The organism is Pimelobacter simplex, from assembly GCF_900114845.1.
Lineage (GTDB): Bacteria > Actinomycetota > Actinomycetes > Propionibacteriales > Nocardioidaceae > Nocardioides > Nocardioides simplex.
This window is the reverse complement of record NZ_FOUK01000002.1, coordinates 664,770-679,662: the sequence shown is the minus strand read 5'-3', so window position 1 is coordinate 679,662 and position 14,893 is coordinate 664,770. Positions and strand designations below refer to the sequence as shown.

General features: G+C 74.0%; 19 protein-coding genes. 13 read left to right on the top strand and 6 right to left on the bottom strand.

Features of this window, described 5'->3' with window-relative positions:
• Window position 1: 1 nt before the first annotated feature.
• Window positions 2-505: an OsmC family protein gene (locus tag BM223_RS10815; RefSeq protein WP_038677875.1), complete on the bottom strand. Its 504-nt coding sequence runs from the start codon at window positions 503-505 to the stop codon at window positions 2-4.
• Window positions 506-534: 29 nt separating this feature from the next.
• Between BM223_RS10815 and nudC the strand changes: the two genes are divergently transcribed.
• Entirely contained in the window at window positions 535-1,446 is a 912-nt protein-coding gene (gene nudC, locus BM223_RS10810) for an NAD(+) diphosphatase (RefSeq protein WP_038677877.1), read from the top strand.
• Window positions 1,447-1,452: 6 nt separating this feature from the next.
• On the opposite strand, the gene BM223_RS10805 is transcribed toward nudC, so the two are convergent.
• Window positions 1,453-1,707, bottom strand: coding sequence for a mycoredoxin (locus tag BM223_RS10805; protein WP_038683955.1), 255 nt, complete (start codon window positions 1,705-1,707; stop codon window positions 1,453-1,455).
• Window positions 1,708-1,994: 287 nt separating this feature from the next.
• Between BM223_RS10805 and BM223_RS10800 the strand changes: the two genes are divergently transcribed.
• From BM223_RS10800 to BM223_RS28915, 6 genes are all read left to right on the top strand, one after another.
• Window positions 1,995-3,317 (top strand): hypothetical protein, encoded by a 1,323-nt coding sequence (locus tag BM223_RS10800; protein ID WP_038677878.1) that lies wholly within the window; start codon window positions 1,995-1,997, stop codon window positions 3,315-3,317.
• 65 nt (window positions 3,318-3,382) lie between these two features.
• On the top strand, window positions 3,383-5,458 hold the full coding sequence (locus tag BM223_RS10795) for an ATP-dependent helicase (protein ID WP_038677879.1): 2,076 nt from the start codon (window positions 3,383-3,385) through the stop codon (window positions 5,456-5,458).
• A 126-nt stretch (window positions 5,459-5,584) separates the two neighbouring features.
• A complete protein-coding gene (locus BM223_RS10790) occupies window positions 5,585-5,866 on the top strand; it encodes a hypothetical protein (RefSeq protein ID WP_038677880.1) in 282 nt (93 codons plus the stop codon).
• 154 nt (window positions 5,867-6,020) lie between these two features.
• Window positions 6,021-6,287 (top strand): WhiB family transcriptional regulator, encoded by a 267-nt coding sequence (locus BM223_RS10785; RefSeq protein ID WP_052138409.1) that lies wholly within the window; start codon window positions 6,021-6,023, stop codon window positions 6,285-6,287.
• 51 nt (window positions 6,288-6,338) lie between these two features.
• Window positions 6,339-6,506 (top strand): hypothetical protein, encoded by a 168-nt coding sequence (locus tag BM223_RS28920; protein ID WP_170222499.1) that lies wholly within the window; start codon window positions 6,339-6,341, stop codon window positions 6,504-6,506.
• 170 nt (window positions 6,507-6,676) lie between these two features.
• Window positions 6,677-6,841: a hypothetical protein gene (locus BM223_RS28915; RefSeq protein WP_170222500.1), complete on the top strand. Its 165-nt coding sequence runs from the start codon at window positions 6,677-6,679 to the stop codon at window positions 6,839-6,841.
• A 10-nt stretch (window positions 6,842-6,851) separates the two neighbouring features.
• Here BM223_RS28915 and BM223_RS10775 read toward each other — a convergent pair whose 3' ends face one another.
• Both BM223_RS10775 and BM223_RS28340 read right to left on the bottom strand, forming a co-directional pair.
• Window positions 6,852-7,733: a hypothetical protein gene (locus BM223_RS10775; protein ID WP_141267206.1), complete on the bottom strand. Its 882-nt coding sequence runs from the start codon at window positions 7,731-7,733 to the stop codon at window positions 6,852-6,854.
• A gap of 124 nt (window positions 7,734-7,857) precedes the next feature.
• Window positions 7,858-8,016, bottom strand: coding sequence for a DUF5679 domain-containing protein (locus BM223_RS28340; protein WP_107776774.1), 159 nt, complete (start codon window positions 8,014-8,016; stop codon window positions 7,858-7,860).
• 138 nt (window positions 8,017-8,154) lie between these two features.
• On the opposite strand from BM223_RS28340, the gene BM223_RS10770 reads away from it, so the two are divergent.
• The 3 genes from BM223_RS10770 (at window position 8,155) to BM223_RS10760 (ending at window position 11,002) form a co-directional block, all read left to right on the top strand.
• Complete coding sequence (locus BM223_RS10770; RefSeq protein WP_052138410.1) at window positions 8,155-8,976, top strand: enoyl-CoA hydratase/isomerase family protein; 822 nt, start codon at window positions 8,155-8,157, stop codon at window positions 8,974-8,976.
• A 344-nt stretch (window positions 8,977-9,320) separates the two neighbouring features.
• A complete protein-coding gene (locus BM223_RS10765) occupies window positions 9,321-10,367 on the top strand; it encodes a PHP domain-containing protein (RefSeq protein ID WP_038677883.1) in 1,047 nt (348 codons plus the stop codon).
• A 77-nt stretch (window positions 10,368-10,444) separates the two neighbouring features.
• Window positions 10,445-11,002: a M48 metallopeptidase family protein gene (locus BM223_RS10760; protein WP_075018554.1), complete on the top strand. Its 558-nt coding sequence runs from the start codon at window positions 10,445-10,447 to the stop codon at window positions 11,000-11,002.
• A 3-nt stretch (window positions 11,003-11,005) separates the two neighbouring features.
• On the opposite strand, the gene BM223_RS10755 is transcribed toward BM223_RS10760, so the two are convergent.
• Both BM223_RS10755 and BM223_RS10750 read right to left on the bottom strand, forming a co-directional pair.
• Window positions 11,006-11,548 (bottom strand): NUDIX hydrolase, encoded by a 543-nt coding sequence (locus BM223_RS10755; protein ID WP_038677885.1) that lies wholly within the window; start codon window positions 11,546-11,548, stop codon window positions 11,006-11,008.
• A complete protein-coding gene (locus BM223_RS10750; protein ID WP_052138411.1) occupies window positions 11,545-12,888 on the bottom strand; it encodes a zinc-dependent metalloprotease in 1,344 nt (447 codons plus the stop codon). The genes BM223_RS10755 and BM223_RS10750 overlap by 4 nt, the downstream gene beginning before the upstream one ends.
• A gap of 105 nt (window positions 12,889-12,993) precedes the next feature.
• Here BM223_RS10750 and BM223_RS10745 point away from each other — a divergent pair, with 105 nt between their 5' ends.
• The 3 genes from BM223_RS10745 to BM223_RS10735 are packed head-to-tail and all read left to right on the top strand — an operon-like array spanning window position 12,994 to window position 14,885.
• On the top strand, window positions 12,994-13,422 hold the full coding sequence (locus tag BM223_RS10745) for a molybdenum cofactor biosynthesis protein MoaE (protein WP_038677886.1): 429 nt from the start codon (window positions 12,994-12,996) through the stop codon (window positions 13,420-13,422).
• 49 nt (window positions 13,423-13,471) lie between these two features.
• Window positions 13,472-13,801 (top strand): hypothetical protein, encoded by a 330-nt coding sequence (locus BM223_RS10740; protein WP_075018553.1) that lies wholly within the window; start codon window positions 13,472-13,474, stop codon window positions 13,799-13,801.
• 46 nt (window positions 13,802-13,847) lie between these two features.
• A complete protein-coding gene (locus BM223_RS10735; protein ID WP_038677887.1) occupies window positions 13,848-14,885 on the top strand; it encodes a YlbL family protein in 1,038 nt (345 codons plus the stop codon).
• The last annotated feature ends 8 nt before the right edge of the window (window positions 14,886-14,893 follow it).

Sequence of the window (14,893 nt, the reverse complement as noted above, 5' to 3'; positions counted from 1 at the left end):
GTCAGGCGCGCACGACCCTGATCTCCGGCGGCTGGGCGAGGCTCCGGCCCACGACGCAGTAGCGCTCCGTCGCGGTGGCGAGGCGGGCGAGGGTGGCGTCGTCGGCGTCGGTGTCGACGCTCAGGGTGAGCACGATGTCCTGGACGCCGACGGGGGCGTCGCGGTCGATGCCGAGGGTGCCGCGGGCATCCCACCAGGCGTCGGCGCGGAGGGTGGCCGAGCGGACCTCCACGCCCATGGCGGTCGCGACCGCGCGCAGGGTGACGCCGGCGCAGGCGAGGACGGCCTGGAGCAGCAGGTCGGCCGAGCAGGCGTCCGAGCCGTCGCCGCCGGTGGCCGGGTGCAGGCCGGCGCGGACCGGTCCGGCGAAGCCGTCGATGGTGGCGGTGACGTCCGGGGCGCGGTAGTCGCCGGTGGCGGTGGTCGGCGTCCGCGCGGTGTCCGGGTCGCTGCGGTAGTGCTCCTTGAGCGGCGCCTGGGCGGCGCGGAGGGTGGTCGCGTCCATGGCTCACGGTAGCCCCTAGGCTCGGACGTGTGACGTTCCCGCACGTGACCCTGGTCCAGGACCCGCACGACCGTCTCGGACTGCTCCGGACCGACGACGCCTGGCTCGCCGAGCGGTGGGCCGACCCGGCCAGCCGGGTGCTGGTGATCGCCGGGACGCGGGTCCGGCCGGGCCCCGACGGCCTGGAGTGGGTGCCGGCGGCCGAGGCGCCGGAGGGCATCCGGCTGCTGCTGGGCGAGCGTGACGGGACGACCTGGTGGGGCGTCATCGTCCCGGGCGAGGTCGCGAAGGCGGAGCCGGAGCGGTGGCTGCCGCTGCGCGGCCTGCTGCCCTTCCTCTCCGGCGATGCGGTGCGCGAGGCGCCCCTCGTGTTCCACGCGCTGGGGCTGGCCGAGTGGCACTGGGTGCACCGGTTCTGCCCGCGCTGCGGCGGGACCCTCGCCGCCCGTGCCGCCGGGCACGAGCTGGTCTGCGCGGAGTGCGGCAAGCCGCAGTTCCCCCGCTCCGACCCGGCCGTGATCATGCTGATCGCCGCTGGTGAGGCCGGGAGCCCCGACGAGCGCTGCCTGCTCGGGCGGCACCCCGCCTGGCCGGCGGGCCGCTACTCGACCCTCGCGGGCTTCTGCGAGCCGGGGGAGAGCCTCGAGGACGCGGTCCGCCGCGAGGTCCTCGAGGAGACCGGCATCGCGGTCGGCGACGTGTCCTACTTCGGCAACCAGCCCTGGCCGCTGCCGTCGAGCCTGATGCTCGGCTTCCACGGCCGGGCCACGAGCGAGGAGATCCGGCTCGACGACGCCGACGTCGAGGACGCCCAGTGGTTCACCCGCGACGACATGCGGCGGCGCGCCGAGGACGGCTCGCTCGTCCTGCCGGGCGGGGTCTCGATCAGCCGGTCGCTGGTCGAGGACTGGTACGGCGGCGCGCTGCCCGGCAGCTGGTGACCGGCGTCAGGCGCTGAGCTCGGCGAGCTCGGTCAGCTTGGCCTTCACCTGGATGACGCTCGGGTTGGTCTGCGCGCTGCCGTCGGAGTACACCAGCGTCGGCACCGTCTGGTTGCCGTTGTTGGCCTTCTCGACGATGGCCGCTGCCTCGGGGTGCTGCTCGATGTCGACGATGTCGTACGCGATCCCCTCGCGGTCGAGCTGGCCCTTGAGCCGCACGCAGTAGCCGCACCACGGGGTGGTGTACATCGTGAACGTCATCGCTGATCGCCTTCTGTGGTCGGGGTCGGGGTCGATCTCGAGGTGCGCGCCCGGTGCGGGCGTCGCGGCCAACTCAACCACGGCGCCGGTCGCGTTGTTCCCCCGCGCTGCGACGCCCGACGCTGTGACGAAGCGGCGCTGCGACGAGGCGGGGACCGGATCCGGGACACCGGTCCTGTCCGGCGGGACACGCGGCCCGCGACGGTCGGTGCCGTCCGCGACGGACGCGACGCGGCGCGACCGCTGCTCGCGCTGCGTCGTCACCGTTCCCCTGAGGAGTCCTCCCGATGTTCCGTACCCCCCAGGTCGCGCCACGTGCCGCGACCACCACGCTCTCCGCGACTCTGGCGGTGACCGCGGCGCTGGCCCTGGCGGTGGCCGCGCCGCTGCCCGGGCTGACCCCGGCCGCCGAGGCGGCGTCGGCCGCCGACGGCTCGATCGTCTACGTCCGCGAGGCGAACGTGTGGCTGACCCGTCCCGACGGCAGCGGCCGGCGGCAGGTCACGCGTGACGGCACCGCGGCGTCGCCGTACACGCACCCGACCATGTCGGACAGCGGGGTGATCGCGGTGATGAGGGGCGAGACGATCGTCCGGATGCGCCAGGACGGGGTGGTCCTCAACCGGATCACGCCGGAGGACCTGTTCATCCCCGACTCCGGGACGGTCACGATCAGCCCGATCCAGGGCGCCGAGATCTCGCCGGACGGCACCAAGATCGCCTACAGCCAGCTCCGGCTCGAGCGGTACGGCGGTCCGGGCGGCTACCTGGAGACCGAGACGGAGACCAGCTTCACCGACGCCGGGCAGTGGTCGGCGCCGGACAAGTACGGGATCGTGCTGGGCTACCAGCCCGGCTGGGCCTCCAACAGCCGGGTGACGCTCTACAAGAACGGCGACGTGCACCTCGCCGACCTGGGGCAGGTCGCGCAGCCGTGGTTCCGGTCGGGCGACCTCTTCGGCAGCTACGTCGAGCTGCTCGCGCCGGAGATCTCGCGCGACGGCAAGCGGGTGCTGTTCGGGATGAACGGCGGTGGCGTCGGGATGAAGACGACGGTCGGCGACCCGCGCTCGGGGAGTCCGATGCCGGCCAAGCCGACGGCGAACCCGGAGTGCTACCTGACGCCGGACCCGGGCCAGCCGGTCGCGACGGACGCGACGTTCGGTCCGGACAGCGACTCGGCGGTCTACACCGAGGGCGGCGACCTGTGGGTCGTGCGCGGCCTGGGCGCGTGCTCGGCCGAGGGGACGACGCTGACCCGGATCGCGACCGGTGGGACCGAGCCCGACTGGTCGCCGGCGCCGTTGTCGGCCCCTCCGGCACCGCCGGGGGAGCAGCACGCCTTCGCGCTCGCCAAGGCGCCGGCGGTGAGCGGCCGGGCGAAGGTGGGCAGGCGGCTGCGCGCGAGCGCGGGCACCTGGTCCCCGGCGCCGTCCGGGGTGACCTACGCCTGGCTGCGCAACGGCAGGGTGGTGCCCGGGCGCACCACGGCGACGTACGCCGTGACGCGGGCCGACCGGGGCAAGCGGATCCAGGTCCGGGTGACCGTGCGGCGCCCCGGCTACACCACCCGGACGGCGCTCTCCCGGGCCGTCGTGGTGCGCCGCTGACGGGCTGTCCACAGAGCCCGACGGCGGGTCCGGTTGTGTCGGGCCCGCCGTCTAGGGTCGGTGCCATGTCCGAGTCCATCGAACGCCTGCTCTCCGCGCTCGACCCCGAGCAGCGCAAGGTCGCCGAGACCCTGCGCGGCCCGGTGCGGGTGCTGGCGGGCGCGGGCACGGGCAAGACCCGGGCGATCACCCATCGCATCGCGCACGGCGTCCAGGCGGGGGTCTACGCGCCGACCGAGGTGCTCGCGGTGACCTTCACGACCCGCGCGGCGGGCGAGCTGCGCCAGCGGCTGCGGGCGCTCGGGGCACCGGGGGTGCAGGCGCGCACGTTCCACAGCGCGGCGCTGCGCCAGCTGCGCTACTTCTGGCCCCACGTGCACGGCACCGAGCTGCCGGTGCTGACCGAGTCCAAGATCCCGATGCTGGCCGCGGCCTGCCGCACGCTGGGCATCCGGGCCGAGCAGGCGCTGCTGCGCGACCTCGCCTCCGAGGTCGAGTGGGCCAAGGTGAGCAACGTCGGGGCCGACGACTACCCGCGGCTCGCGCCCGCCAAGGGCCGCTCGGTCGGCGACCAGACCCCCGAGGCGGTGGGCCGGGTGATGGCCGCCTACGAGCAGGTCAAGCGCGACCAGGGGCGCATGGACATGGAGGACGTCCTCCTCCTGACGGCCGGCGTCCTGGCGAGCGACGAGCGGGTCGCGGCCCAGGTGCGGCGCCAGTACAAGTGGTTCGTCGTCGACGAGTTCCAAGACGTCTCCCCGCTCCAGTCGGCGCTGCTCGACCTGTGGCTGGGCGGGCGCGACGAGCTGTGCGTGGTGGGTGACCCGGCCCAGACGATCTACTCGTTCGCGGGCGCCGACGCGACCTACCTCAAGGACTTCCCGCAGCGCTATCCCGGCACCACCTCGATCGAGCTGGTCCGCAACTACCGCTCCACGCCCCAGGTCGTGGCCGCGGCCAACACGCTGCTGGCCGGCACGCCGAGCGCCGGCGTCGAGCTGCGCTCCCAGCAGCCGGCCGGCTCCGCGGTGCGCTTCCAGGGTGAGCCCGACGAGGTCGCCGAGGCGCGGGGGGTGGCCGACCGGGTGGCCAAGCTCCAGCGCGCGGGCACGGCCTACGGCGAGATGGCGGTGCTCTTCCGGATCAACGCCCAGTCCGAGACCTTCGAGGACGCCCTGACCGACCGCGGCATCCCCTACGTCGTCCGCGGCGCGGCCCGCTTCTTCGACCGGCGCGAGGTGCGCGAGGCGGTCACCCGGCTGCGCGGCGCGGCGCGCTCCGGCGAGGCCGACGACCTGCCTTGGCTCGAGGTGGTCAAGGCAGTCCTGGCCGGCATGGGCTGGTCGGCCGAGCCGCCCACCAACCGGGGGCAGGTGCGCGATCGCTGGGAGTCCTTCCAGGCGCTGGTCGACCAGGCCGGGGCGTTCGCCGAGGAGCGCGGCATCGAGGCCTCGGTGGCGGCGTTCGTCGACGAGCTCGACCGCCGGGCCACCGAGCAGCACGCGCCGACCGCCGACGGCGTCACGCTGGCGACCTTCCACGCCGCCAAGGGCCTGGAGTGGGACGCGGTGTTCTGCTGCGGCGTCCAGGACGGCACCGTCCCGATCGTCTACGCGGAGCAGGGCGGCGCGCGCCCCGACGCGGTCGAGGAGGAGCGCCGGCTGCTCTACGTCGGCATGACCCGGGCCCGGCGCGAGCTGATGGTGTCGTGGTCAGCCGCGCGCAACCCGGGGCAGGCGCCGCGGCGCCAGCCGTCCCGCTTCCTGGTGCCGATGCTGCCGGCCAGCCAGCAGCCCCAGCCGACCCGCGGGCGGACCAAGGTCGCCCGCTGCCGCGAGTGCCTGCAGCCGCTGACCTCCGCCGCCGAGAAGAAGCGCGGGCGCTGCGCCCACCACCCGGTCCGCTACGACGAGGGGCTCTTCGAGCGGCTCAAGGCCTGGCGTCTCGAGACCGCGCGCGAGTCCGGCGAGGACGGCAAGCCGCTGCCGGCCTATGTCGTCTTCACCGACGCCACGCTCGAGCTGATCGCCGAGCACAAGCCCACCACGATGGCCGCGCTCGCGAAGGTCAACGGGGTCGGTCCCAACAAGATCGAGCGCTATGGCGAGGCCGTGCTGGCACTGGTTTCAGAAAAACCTTGAAAAACCCCGATAAATGATTTGCACGGCCCGAAGACGGGCCGTTACGGTCATCAGACAACACACCGCTGCGCACTACGGCCTTGGCAGGGCCGGCGCCCGATCTGGCACTGAAGGAGGTGGCTCCTCATGGAGAACATCACGATGTTTCCGGCGATGACGTCCGCATGGCAGCTCACGCTGTCCCCGTCCGCATGCCCCAGCTGCGCCACCTCTGCCCTCCCGACCTTCGAGGTCCCGGGCATTGCCGCGCGTGCGATCGCTCCGAATGCCGCTTTTGCGCCGTTCGCGACCCTCGCCGCCGCCGTGGCCACGGGTGCCCTCAAGCGGGAGCGCGCACACGCCGGCATGGGACAGCGCGGCACGACCGCCTACGTCCCGGGTTCACTCGCCTGGAGTCCACCGATCTGAGATAGCACTCAGCTCGGCACCCTCCAGGCCGCGGAACCCGAAAGACCGGGATCCGCGGCCTTCGTACTTCTCCGACCGAGAACGCGAAGGCGCAGATCCCGTCCAAGGAATCGACCAACGCGATCAGGTCTGAGTAGAGGAGGTGAAAGCAGAAATGACGACCAGTGTTCTCGAGCCGACGCTGGACGAGCTGCTGCCGTGCCGGCTGAACGATGCGGAGCTGTGGTTCGCCGAGTCACCGTCGGACGTCGAGGCCGCCAAGGCGCTGTGCGTGGACTGCCCGGTCCAGGCGATGTGCCTCGCCGGCGCGCTGGAGCGGCGCGAGCCGTGGGGCGTCTGGGGCGGCGAGCTGTTCCTGGCCGGCGTGGTGATCCCACGCAAGCGGCCCCGGGGCCGGCCGCGCAAGGACGCCGCGGCGTAGCGCATCCACCACCACCCAAGAGCTTTTCTCACCACCAGAACGGATACCACGATGAACAACCTCCTCAACGAAGAGATGGCGCGGGCCCAGATGGCCATGCGCCTGGGAGAGGCGCAGCAGCTGCGTGCGGCCAGTCGGATGGCGCGCGCGCGACGCTTGAGCCGCAAGGCCGAGCGTGCAGCGCAGCAGGCTCGTCTCGCCCTCGCTCGCGCTCTCTGAGTCCGTATCGCGGGAGGGAGCCCCGCACCACGGACAAGCGAGACCGGAATTCTTCGAGACCTTCCTCGAAGGGCACCTGATCGCGGGTGAACAGGAAGGGCCGGTTCGACCGATCGTCGAACCGGCCCTTCCGCATTTTTCGGGGGCGCAGCGCCACTAGGCTGGGGGCCGTGACGCTGATCTGCGACTTCTGCGGGCGCCGGGCGGACGGCGAGGAGCCGCCGCTGACGTGGTCCACGGCGGTCGAGCGAGGGCGGGTGCGCCGCTACTGCGACGAGTGCTCGCGCGCGTACGTGCGGTCGATGGAGGCCAAGCTCGACAGCGAGTGGTGGTAGCCGGCCGGGCTCAGGGGAGCTCGAGGAAGGCGTCCCAGGAGCAGCCGCAGTAGGGATGACGGCCCCAGACGGTCCGTTCCGGAGCGCCGTGGGGGCCGAGGTCGACGGTGGCCGACCAGGTGGTGGGCTCGTCGCGGTCGGCCCAGCGGACCAGGTCGCGCACCGCCCAGGCGAGCGCGAGCCGGTCGAGCAGGGGGTCCCTCGGTGCCGGGTGGGCGGTGGCCTGGGCCGCGGCCTGGGCCAGCAGCAGCGCGCGCCGCTGGTCGGGCACCGACTCGTGGGCGTCGACGCAGCGCAGGCAGGCCGTGCGCCCGGGCTCGACGAAGGGGCCGACCCGGAGCCCGGTGGCGTCGCCGGCGACGAGCAGGTGCGGGACCGAGCCGCGCACGAGCGGGTCGAGCGTCTCGCGGGGGAGCGGGCCGGGGTGGACGACGAGGTGGACCGCGCCGGGGTGCCCGGGATCGTCGGTGACGGCGAGCCTCGCCTCGGCGAGCAGCGCGGCCAGCGTCGTGGCGAGGACGCTCCCGGGCGCGGTGCGGACGTGGACCCGGACGGCGGCGCGGGCCGCGTGCCGCCGCGGGGCGTCGGGCCCGAACTGCGCGAGCAGCGGGCGCAGCCCGGGAGCGTGGGGGTGCCGGGGCGCGGGGAGCACCAGGCCCGCCTCGTGGAGCCGGGCCAGGGCCGTGCTGGCCGGGGCTGTCAGCGGCGCGTCAGCGGGGTGGCCGGCGGGCCGGGCGAGCGCGTCGAGCAGGCGGCGTACCGAGGGATCGTCGGGGACGCACGCGCGGGGTGGGTCGAGCCCGACCTGCAGGACGCCCGGTCCGCGGTTCAGGACGGGCGTGGCCGGGCGCAGCACCAGGGCGAGTGCGCCGGCATCCGCTGCAGGGGGCATGCGGGCAGCGTGCCACGGGTGCGGGCGCGCGCGCCGCGCTCATCCACAGGCTGCCGCAGAGACGCGCCACGGGCGGCTCCACCGAGGTGGAGCCGCCCGTGACAATCGGCTGAGTGCCTGAGGTTCAGGCCTTGCCGAGGATGCGGTTGAGGTTCGTGCCGCACTCGGGGCAGACGGCCTTGGCCATCCGGGTCCCCTTCTCGTTGACCTTGACCTCGCCCTCGGCCTCGCGCTTGGCCTTGCACTTCACGCAGTAGAACTCGCCGCTCCAGGTCTCCGCCATGACGGCCTCCTTGCTCATGTTGTTCGTTCGGTCGTCGCGACGGGGACATTGGGGGAAGCCCGTCGGGGTCCGGAGCCGCACTCCGAACCTCCCCGACCCTACGGCACAGCGCCACGGAGTCGCAGTAGCGTGCCCCGCATGTCTGATTCCGCCGTGAAATCGTCCACGCCCCCGGTGCTGACCCACCTGCGCCTCGAACGGCCCTCGCCGGGGGTCGCGCTGCTGGTCCTCGACCTGCCCGAGCTGCGCAACGCGATGAGCGACGAGATGACCGCCTCGTGGGTGACGGCGGTCGACCACCTGGCCGCGGACCCCACGGTGCGGGCCGTCGTGGTCACCGGCGAGGGCAAGGGCTTCTGCTCCGGGGGCAACCTGGGCTGGCTGGCCTCCGAGCCGGACGCCACGGTCGACGACCTGCGCTCGCGGATGCTGCCGTTCTACCGCGCCTGGCTCTCGATCCGGCGCCTGGAGGTGCCGACGATCGCGGCGATCAACGGCGCGGCGATCGGCGCCGGGCTGTGCCTGGCACTGGCCTGCGACCTCCGGTACGCCGCCCGCGGGGCCAAGCTGGGCGTGCCGTTCACGAAGCTGGGGATCCACCCGGGCATGGCCGGCACCTACCTTCTCCCGGACGTCGTCGGCCCGGCCGCCGCGCGCGACCTCTTCCTCACCGGCCGGATCGTCGACGCCGACGAGGCGCTCGGCCTCGGCCTCGTCTCGCGGGTGCTGGACCCGGAGACCTTCCGCGACGACGTCCTGGCGACGGCCGCCGGCATCGCGGCGGCGGCCCCCATCGCGACCCGGCTGACCAAGGGCGCGCTGCAGCGCGGGCACGCCGATCTCGAGTCCGCGCTGGCCTGGGAGGCGCTGGCGCAGCCGGTGACGCTGGCCACCGCGGACCTGCTGGAAGGGATCCGGGCGGCGCAGGAGAAGCGGCCGCCGGTGTTCGAGGGCAGGTGACGGGCAGACAGCGCGAGACCCCTGGGTCCGCCTGCCCCTCGCTTGCCTTCCCCTTGCGAGCGAGGTGCTGCGGCCCCAGGGGCCTCGTCTGGGCATGACGCTAGGGACCCGCGGCGGCGCGGTCAATCCGGCAGCGCGGCAGCCTGTGGACAGGGCTGTGGAGAACTCTGTGGACGAAGGGCCGGACCCGTGGATGGGGCGGGGCGGAACGGTGCACCGGCTGTGGACGGGGCGCCGGGGCGGTGGACGCGGCGGGCGGCGTACGGTCGGATGACCAGCGAGGATGGGCCCGAGCGGCTCCTCCACCGCCTGTGGAGAACTAATTTCGCGAGGACGGGAGACCCGTGACCGAGGAGCAGTACGACGGCACGCCGGTGGCGGCGCTGCGCCGGATCGCCTTCCTGCTGGAGCGCGGCCGCGCGGACAGCTACAAGGTCAAGGCGTACCGCGGCGCGGCCGGGGCGATCCTGGCGCTGCCGCCCGACGAGGTCGCCGCCCGGGCCGGCGCGGGGACGCTGACCGAGCTGCCCGGCGTCGGCGCGAGCACGGCCCGGGTGATCGCGCAGGCCGCGCGCGGCGAGGTGCCGGACAAGCTGGCCGAGGTCGAGGACCAGTACGGCGCCCCGCTGACCGCCGACGGTGCGGGGACCGAGCTGCGCGCGGCCCTGCGCGGCGACCTGCACTCGCACTCCGACTGGTCCGACGGCGGCTCGCCGATCGAGGAGATGGCGATGACCGCGATCGAGCTCGGGCACGAGTACCTCGTGCTGACCGACCACTCGCCGCGGCTCAAGGTCGCCCGGGGGCTCTCCGCGGAGCGGCTGACCCGCCAGCTCGACGTCGTGGCGGCGGTCAACGAGCACCTCGACGGGGCCGGGTTCCGGCTGCTGCGGGGGATCGAGGTCGACATCCTCGACGACGGCCGGCTGGACCAGACCGATCAGATGCTCGGCCGCCTCGACGTGCGGGTGGCGAGCGTCCACTCCAAGCTGCAGATGGACGCGGAGCAGATGACCCGGCGGATGATCGCCGCGGTGCGCAACCCGTTCACCAACGTGCTCGGCCACTGCACGGGCCGGCTGGTGACCGGTGCCCGGGGCACGCGCGGCCAGTCCCGGTTCGACGCGCGCGCGGTGTTCGAGGCGTGCGCGGAGGAGGGGGTGGCGGTCGAGATCAACTCCCGGCCCGAGCGGCGCGACCCGCCGACGCGGCTGCTCGAGCTGGCCCGCGACGTCGGCTGCGTGTTCTCGATCGACAGCGACGCGCACGCGCCGGGCCAGCTCGACTACCCGCTCCTGGGCTGCGAGCGGGCCGAGGCGGCCGGGATCGAGGCGGACCGGATCGTGAACACCTGGCCGGTCGAGCGGCTCCTCGACTGGGCGCGGCCCTGACAGGTCCAGACAACCTGCGGGCGGGCGAGCACGCCGAGGTCCCACCGCGGGGGCGTCCGGCGCCGTAGGGTCGCCTCATGGGCACTCCTCGGGTGGAGGTACGGCGATCGGGCCGCCGGCGGCGCACCGTGTCCGCGTACCGGGACGGCGAGAAGATCGTCGTCCTCGTCCCGGACAACCTCACCGGCACCGAGGAGCGCGCGTGGGTCTCGAAGATGGTGGCCCGGGTCGAGCGCCGCGAGCGCCGCACGACCACGCCGCGCCGGTGGACCGACGACGCCCTGACCGAGCGCGCCCAGGAGCTCAGCGACGCCTACCTCGGCGGCCTGGCGGTGCCCGAGTCGGTGCGCTGGGTCGGCAACCAGCGCTCGCGCTGGGGCTCGTGCACGCCCCGGGACCGCTCGATCCGGCTCTCCGAGCGGCTGCAGCGGATGCCGGAGTGGGTGATCGACTACGTGCTGGTGCACGAGCTCGCGCACCTCATCGAGCCGCACCACGACGAGAAGTTCTGGGGCTGGGTCGCGCACTACCCGGCCGCCGAGAAGGCGAAGGGCTACCTGGCCGGCTGGTCGGACGCCGCCCGGATCGACCGGCCGCCGTCCGAGCAGGTCATGCCCGGCGAGGACGTCGACTAGGCCTCAGCACAGGATCGCCCGGGCCCGGGCGACGAGCGCGTGCATCGCCGGCTCGAGCTCGGGCAGGTCGCCGACCGGCCACCAGCGCACGGCGAGCGACTCGTCGCTGACCACGGCCGTGGCGCCGGCGGGTGCCGCGGCGACGTAGCGCACGTCGAGGTGGCTCACCTCGCCCCGGTCGCCGCAGAAGGGCACCGTGTGCAGGTCGAGCTGGACCGGCTCGGGGTGGAAGGTGAGCTCGGTCAGCCCGCTCTCCTCGTGCGCCTCGCGCAGCGCGACGGCGGCGAGCGTCGCGTCGCCGGGCTCGCAGTGGCCACCGAAGTGGAACCAGCGCCCGGCCTTGCGGTGCAGGTTGAGCAGCACCTGCTCGCCGGTCGCGTCGACGACGAGGGTCCCCGCGGTCACGTGGTCGGGGTACGACGAGCGCCACATGCCGTCGGCACGCGCCTCCAGGTGGTCGACGTAGCGCCGGCGCAGCGCCTCCTCGGCGGCATCGGGCGCGCGCCAGCCGCGGAGCACGGCCAGCGCGTCGTCGTGGAGGGTCACTCCGCGTCGGGAGCGTCCGGCGCGTCCGGTCCGTCGAGCAGCTTGCGCAGCTCGGCGTCGAACTCGTCGGCGGAGAGCTCCTCGGGCGCGGTCGCCTCGGCGCGGAAGGACAGCGGGTCGTCGAGGTCGGCGGCGGTGGGCAGCAGGTCGGGGTGCATCCACACGCCGTCGCGGGCCTCCTGGCCCGAGCGGCTGCGGAGCCCGCCCCACAGCGTGGAGGCGTCGCGCAGCCGGCGGGGGCGCAGCTCGAGGCCGACCAGGGCGGCGAAGGTCTGCTCGGCGGGACCGCCCGCGGCCCGGCGGCGGCGGACCGCCTCGCGGAGCTTGGCGGCGGCCGGCATCCGCTCCTGGGTGGCGACGCCGACGACCTCGTCGACCCACCCCTCGACGAGTGCCAGCGCGATCTCGAGCCGGGAGAGCGCGGCCGTCTGGGCCTCGGTCTGCGGCGGGTCGAACAGGCCGCCCTCGAGCAGGGACTGCATCGCCTCGGGGTTGCCCGGGTCGATGCCGCGCAGCTGCTCCTGGACCCGGTCCTGGATCTGCTGGGCGTTGATCTCGAGCCCGCGGGCGTAGTCGGTGACCGCGCCGATGAGGTGCTCGCGCAGCCACGGCACGTGCGCGAACAGCCGCTGGTGGGCGGCCTCGCGCAGCGCGAGGTAGAGGACGACGTCGTCCTCGGTGACGTCGAGGCCCTCGGCGAAGGCGCGGACGTTGGCCATCACCAGCGCGGCCTTGCCGGGCGCGCCCAGGGGGAGACCCACGTCGGAGGCGGTGAGCACCTCGCCGGCGAGGGCGCCGAGGCCCTGGCCGATCTGCATCGCCATCATGCCGCCGACGGCCTGGCCGATGATGCCGACCAGGGGACCGGCCGCGGCCTTCATCTCGTCGGGCAGCCCGCTGGACAGGCCGGTCACCGAGCGCGCGGCGACGGGCTCGACGAGCACCTTCCAGACCGGCTGGGTCTCGACCAGCCACTCGGCGCGGCTCCACGCGGCCGTCGTGGTGACGCCGGAGGGGAAGCCGGTCGCGGTGTCGAGCCAGTGGTCGGCGAGCTGGACGGCGTCGGCCACCCGGTCGCGGTCGCGCTGCGTGGCGGAGGGGTCGGGCTCCTGGGCCGCGGTCTGGCGGGCGATGTCGTTGGCGGCGTTCCAGTTGAGCGGGCCGTCGTGCGGCTGCATCAGGGACTGGAGCTGCTGGAAGAACGCCATGCCGTCCATGCCGCCGAGGGGGCCACCCGGGCCTCCGGCGCCGGGGAAGGCGCCGCCGAGCGCACCGAAGATCTGCTCGAACGGCGTGCCCTTGAAGGGGTTCGGCTGGTCGTCGCCCGGGTTGTCGGTCATGGTCCGAATCTACGCCGGATCGCCAACCGGCGGTGTAGGGGAGACCCCTGGTCGGACCCCGGACCTCACCCGGTAGGGAGTGTGCCGGAGTCCTAGAGTGCAGCCATGAGCAATCCGGCCGTGCGCCTCGTCGCGATCTCCGACCAGCCGCTGTCGGTGAGCGAGGTCCTCGACAGCCTCGACGACCCGGCCGCGGGCGGGCTCGTGCTCTTCGTCGGGCGGGTCCGCGACCACGACCAGGGCCAGGGCGTCACCGGCCTGTCGTACTCCGCGCACCCGTCGGCCCTCGACCGGCTGCGCGCCGTGTGCGAGCAGGTCGCCGACGACCACGACGTCACCGCGCTCGCCGCCGTGCACCGGGTCGGCGACCTCGACATCGGCGACCTCGCTGTCGTCGTCGCCACGACGGCGGGGCACCGCGGCTCGTCGTTCGAGGCGAGCCGCGCGCTCATCGACACCCTCAAGGCCGAGGTGCCGATCTGGAAGCACCAGCGCTTCTCCGACGGCTCCGACGAGTGGGTGGGCTCGCCCTGACGGGCGTGTCCTGACCGCCGCGCGTGGGGCACCCACCTACGCTCGTGGAGTGGAGATCCTGTTCTGGCTGGTACCGGCCGCCGCGCTCACCGTCGCCTCGATGGCGTGGGTGGCGTGGTGGGGCCGCGACGGCCGGGGCGAGGTCGACCGCGAGACCGCGGCCCGGCGGATGGGCGAGGCCCTCGAGCGCGAGCAGCACACCCGGCCCGGCTACGCCGCGCCGCGCCGCGCGCCCGAGCGGGCCACCGGCATCGCGCTGCGCACCTCCCGCCGGCGACCGGTCGTGATCCAGGGCCAGCCGGCCGACCCGGCCGCGCCCGCCGAGCCGGCCGAGAGCACCCCGCCGGTCGCTCCCGACCGCGATCGCCGCGCGTCCTGACGACCACCGCAGGACACGATTGGTGGCGTCTGACAGGCTAGGCGCCATGAGCCAGCGCCTGATCGCCGTGTGCATCGCGGCTCCGTTGGTGCTGATCCTGGGCGGCGTCGCGGCCTCCGTGCCGCTGCCCTACGCCTCCTACAGCCCCGGGCCGACGTTCGACATCCTCGGCAAGGACGCCGACAACGCCGAGGTGATCCAGGTCGACGGGCACAAGGCGTACTACGACAAGGGCCAGCTCCGGTTCACCACCGTCGTCGCGTCCTCCTACGACGACAAGCTCTCGCTCGGCGAGGCGCTCAGCCGCTGGGTCGACCCCGACAAGGCCGTCGTCCCCTACGACGTGGTGCACCCGAAGGACCGCTCGGCCGAGCAGGAGAAGGCCGAGGGCGCGGTCCAGATGACGACCTCGCAGGACGTCGCCAAGGCGGTCGCCCTGCACGAGCTCGGGTACGACGTGCCCGAGGCGATCCAGGTGGCGCTCGTCGTCGACAAGGGCGCAGCCGAGGGCAAGCTGCTCGTGCGCGACATCGTCAAAGAGGTCGACGGCCAGCCGGTGACGAGCACCGAGCAGGTCGTCAAGGCGGTGCGCCAGCACAACGACGGCTCGCTGGTCGAGCTGCGGATCCTGCGCGACAAGCGCGAGCTGACCGTCCGGATCAAGCCGAAGGTCGAGGACGGCCAGGGCAAGATCGGCGTCTCCCTCGGCGTCGGCTACGAGTTCCCGTTCCAGATCAACCTGCGCGTCGACCCCACCGTCGGCGGGCCCAGCGCCGGCCTGATGTTCTCGCTGGCCATCTACGACACCCTGACCCCGGGCTCGCTCACCGGCGGCGCGACCGTCGCCGGCACCGGCGAGCTCGCGCCCGACGGCCAGGTCGGCCCCATCGGTGGCATCCAGCAGAAGATCGCCGGCGCCGAGGCGGCCGGCGCGAAGCTGTTCTTCGTCCCCAAGGACAACTGCTCCGACGTCCAGGGGCTCGACCCCGACCTGCGGCTGGTCAAGGCGACCACGATGACCGAGGCCCGCAAGGCCCTCGAGACGTGGGTCGGCGACCACGACGCCGCCCTGCCGGCCTGCTGACCACCGGA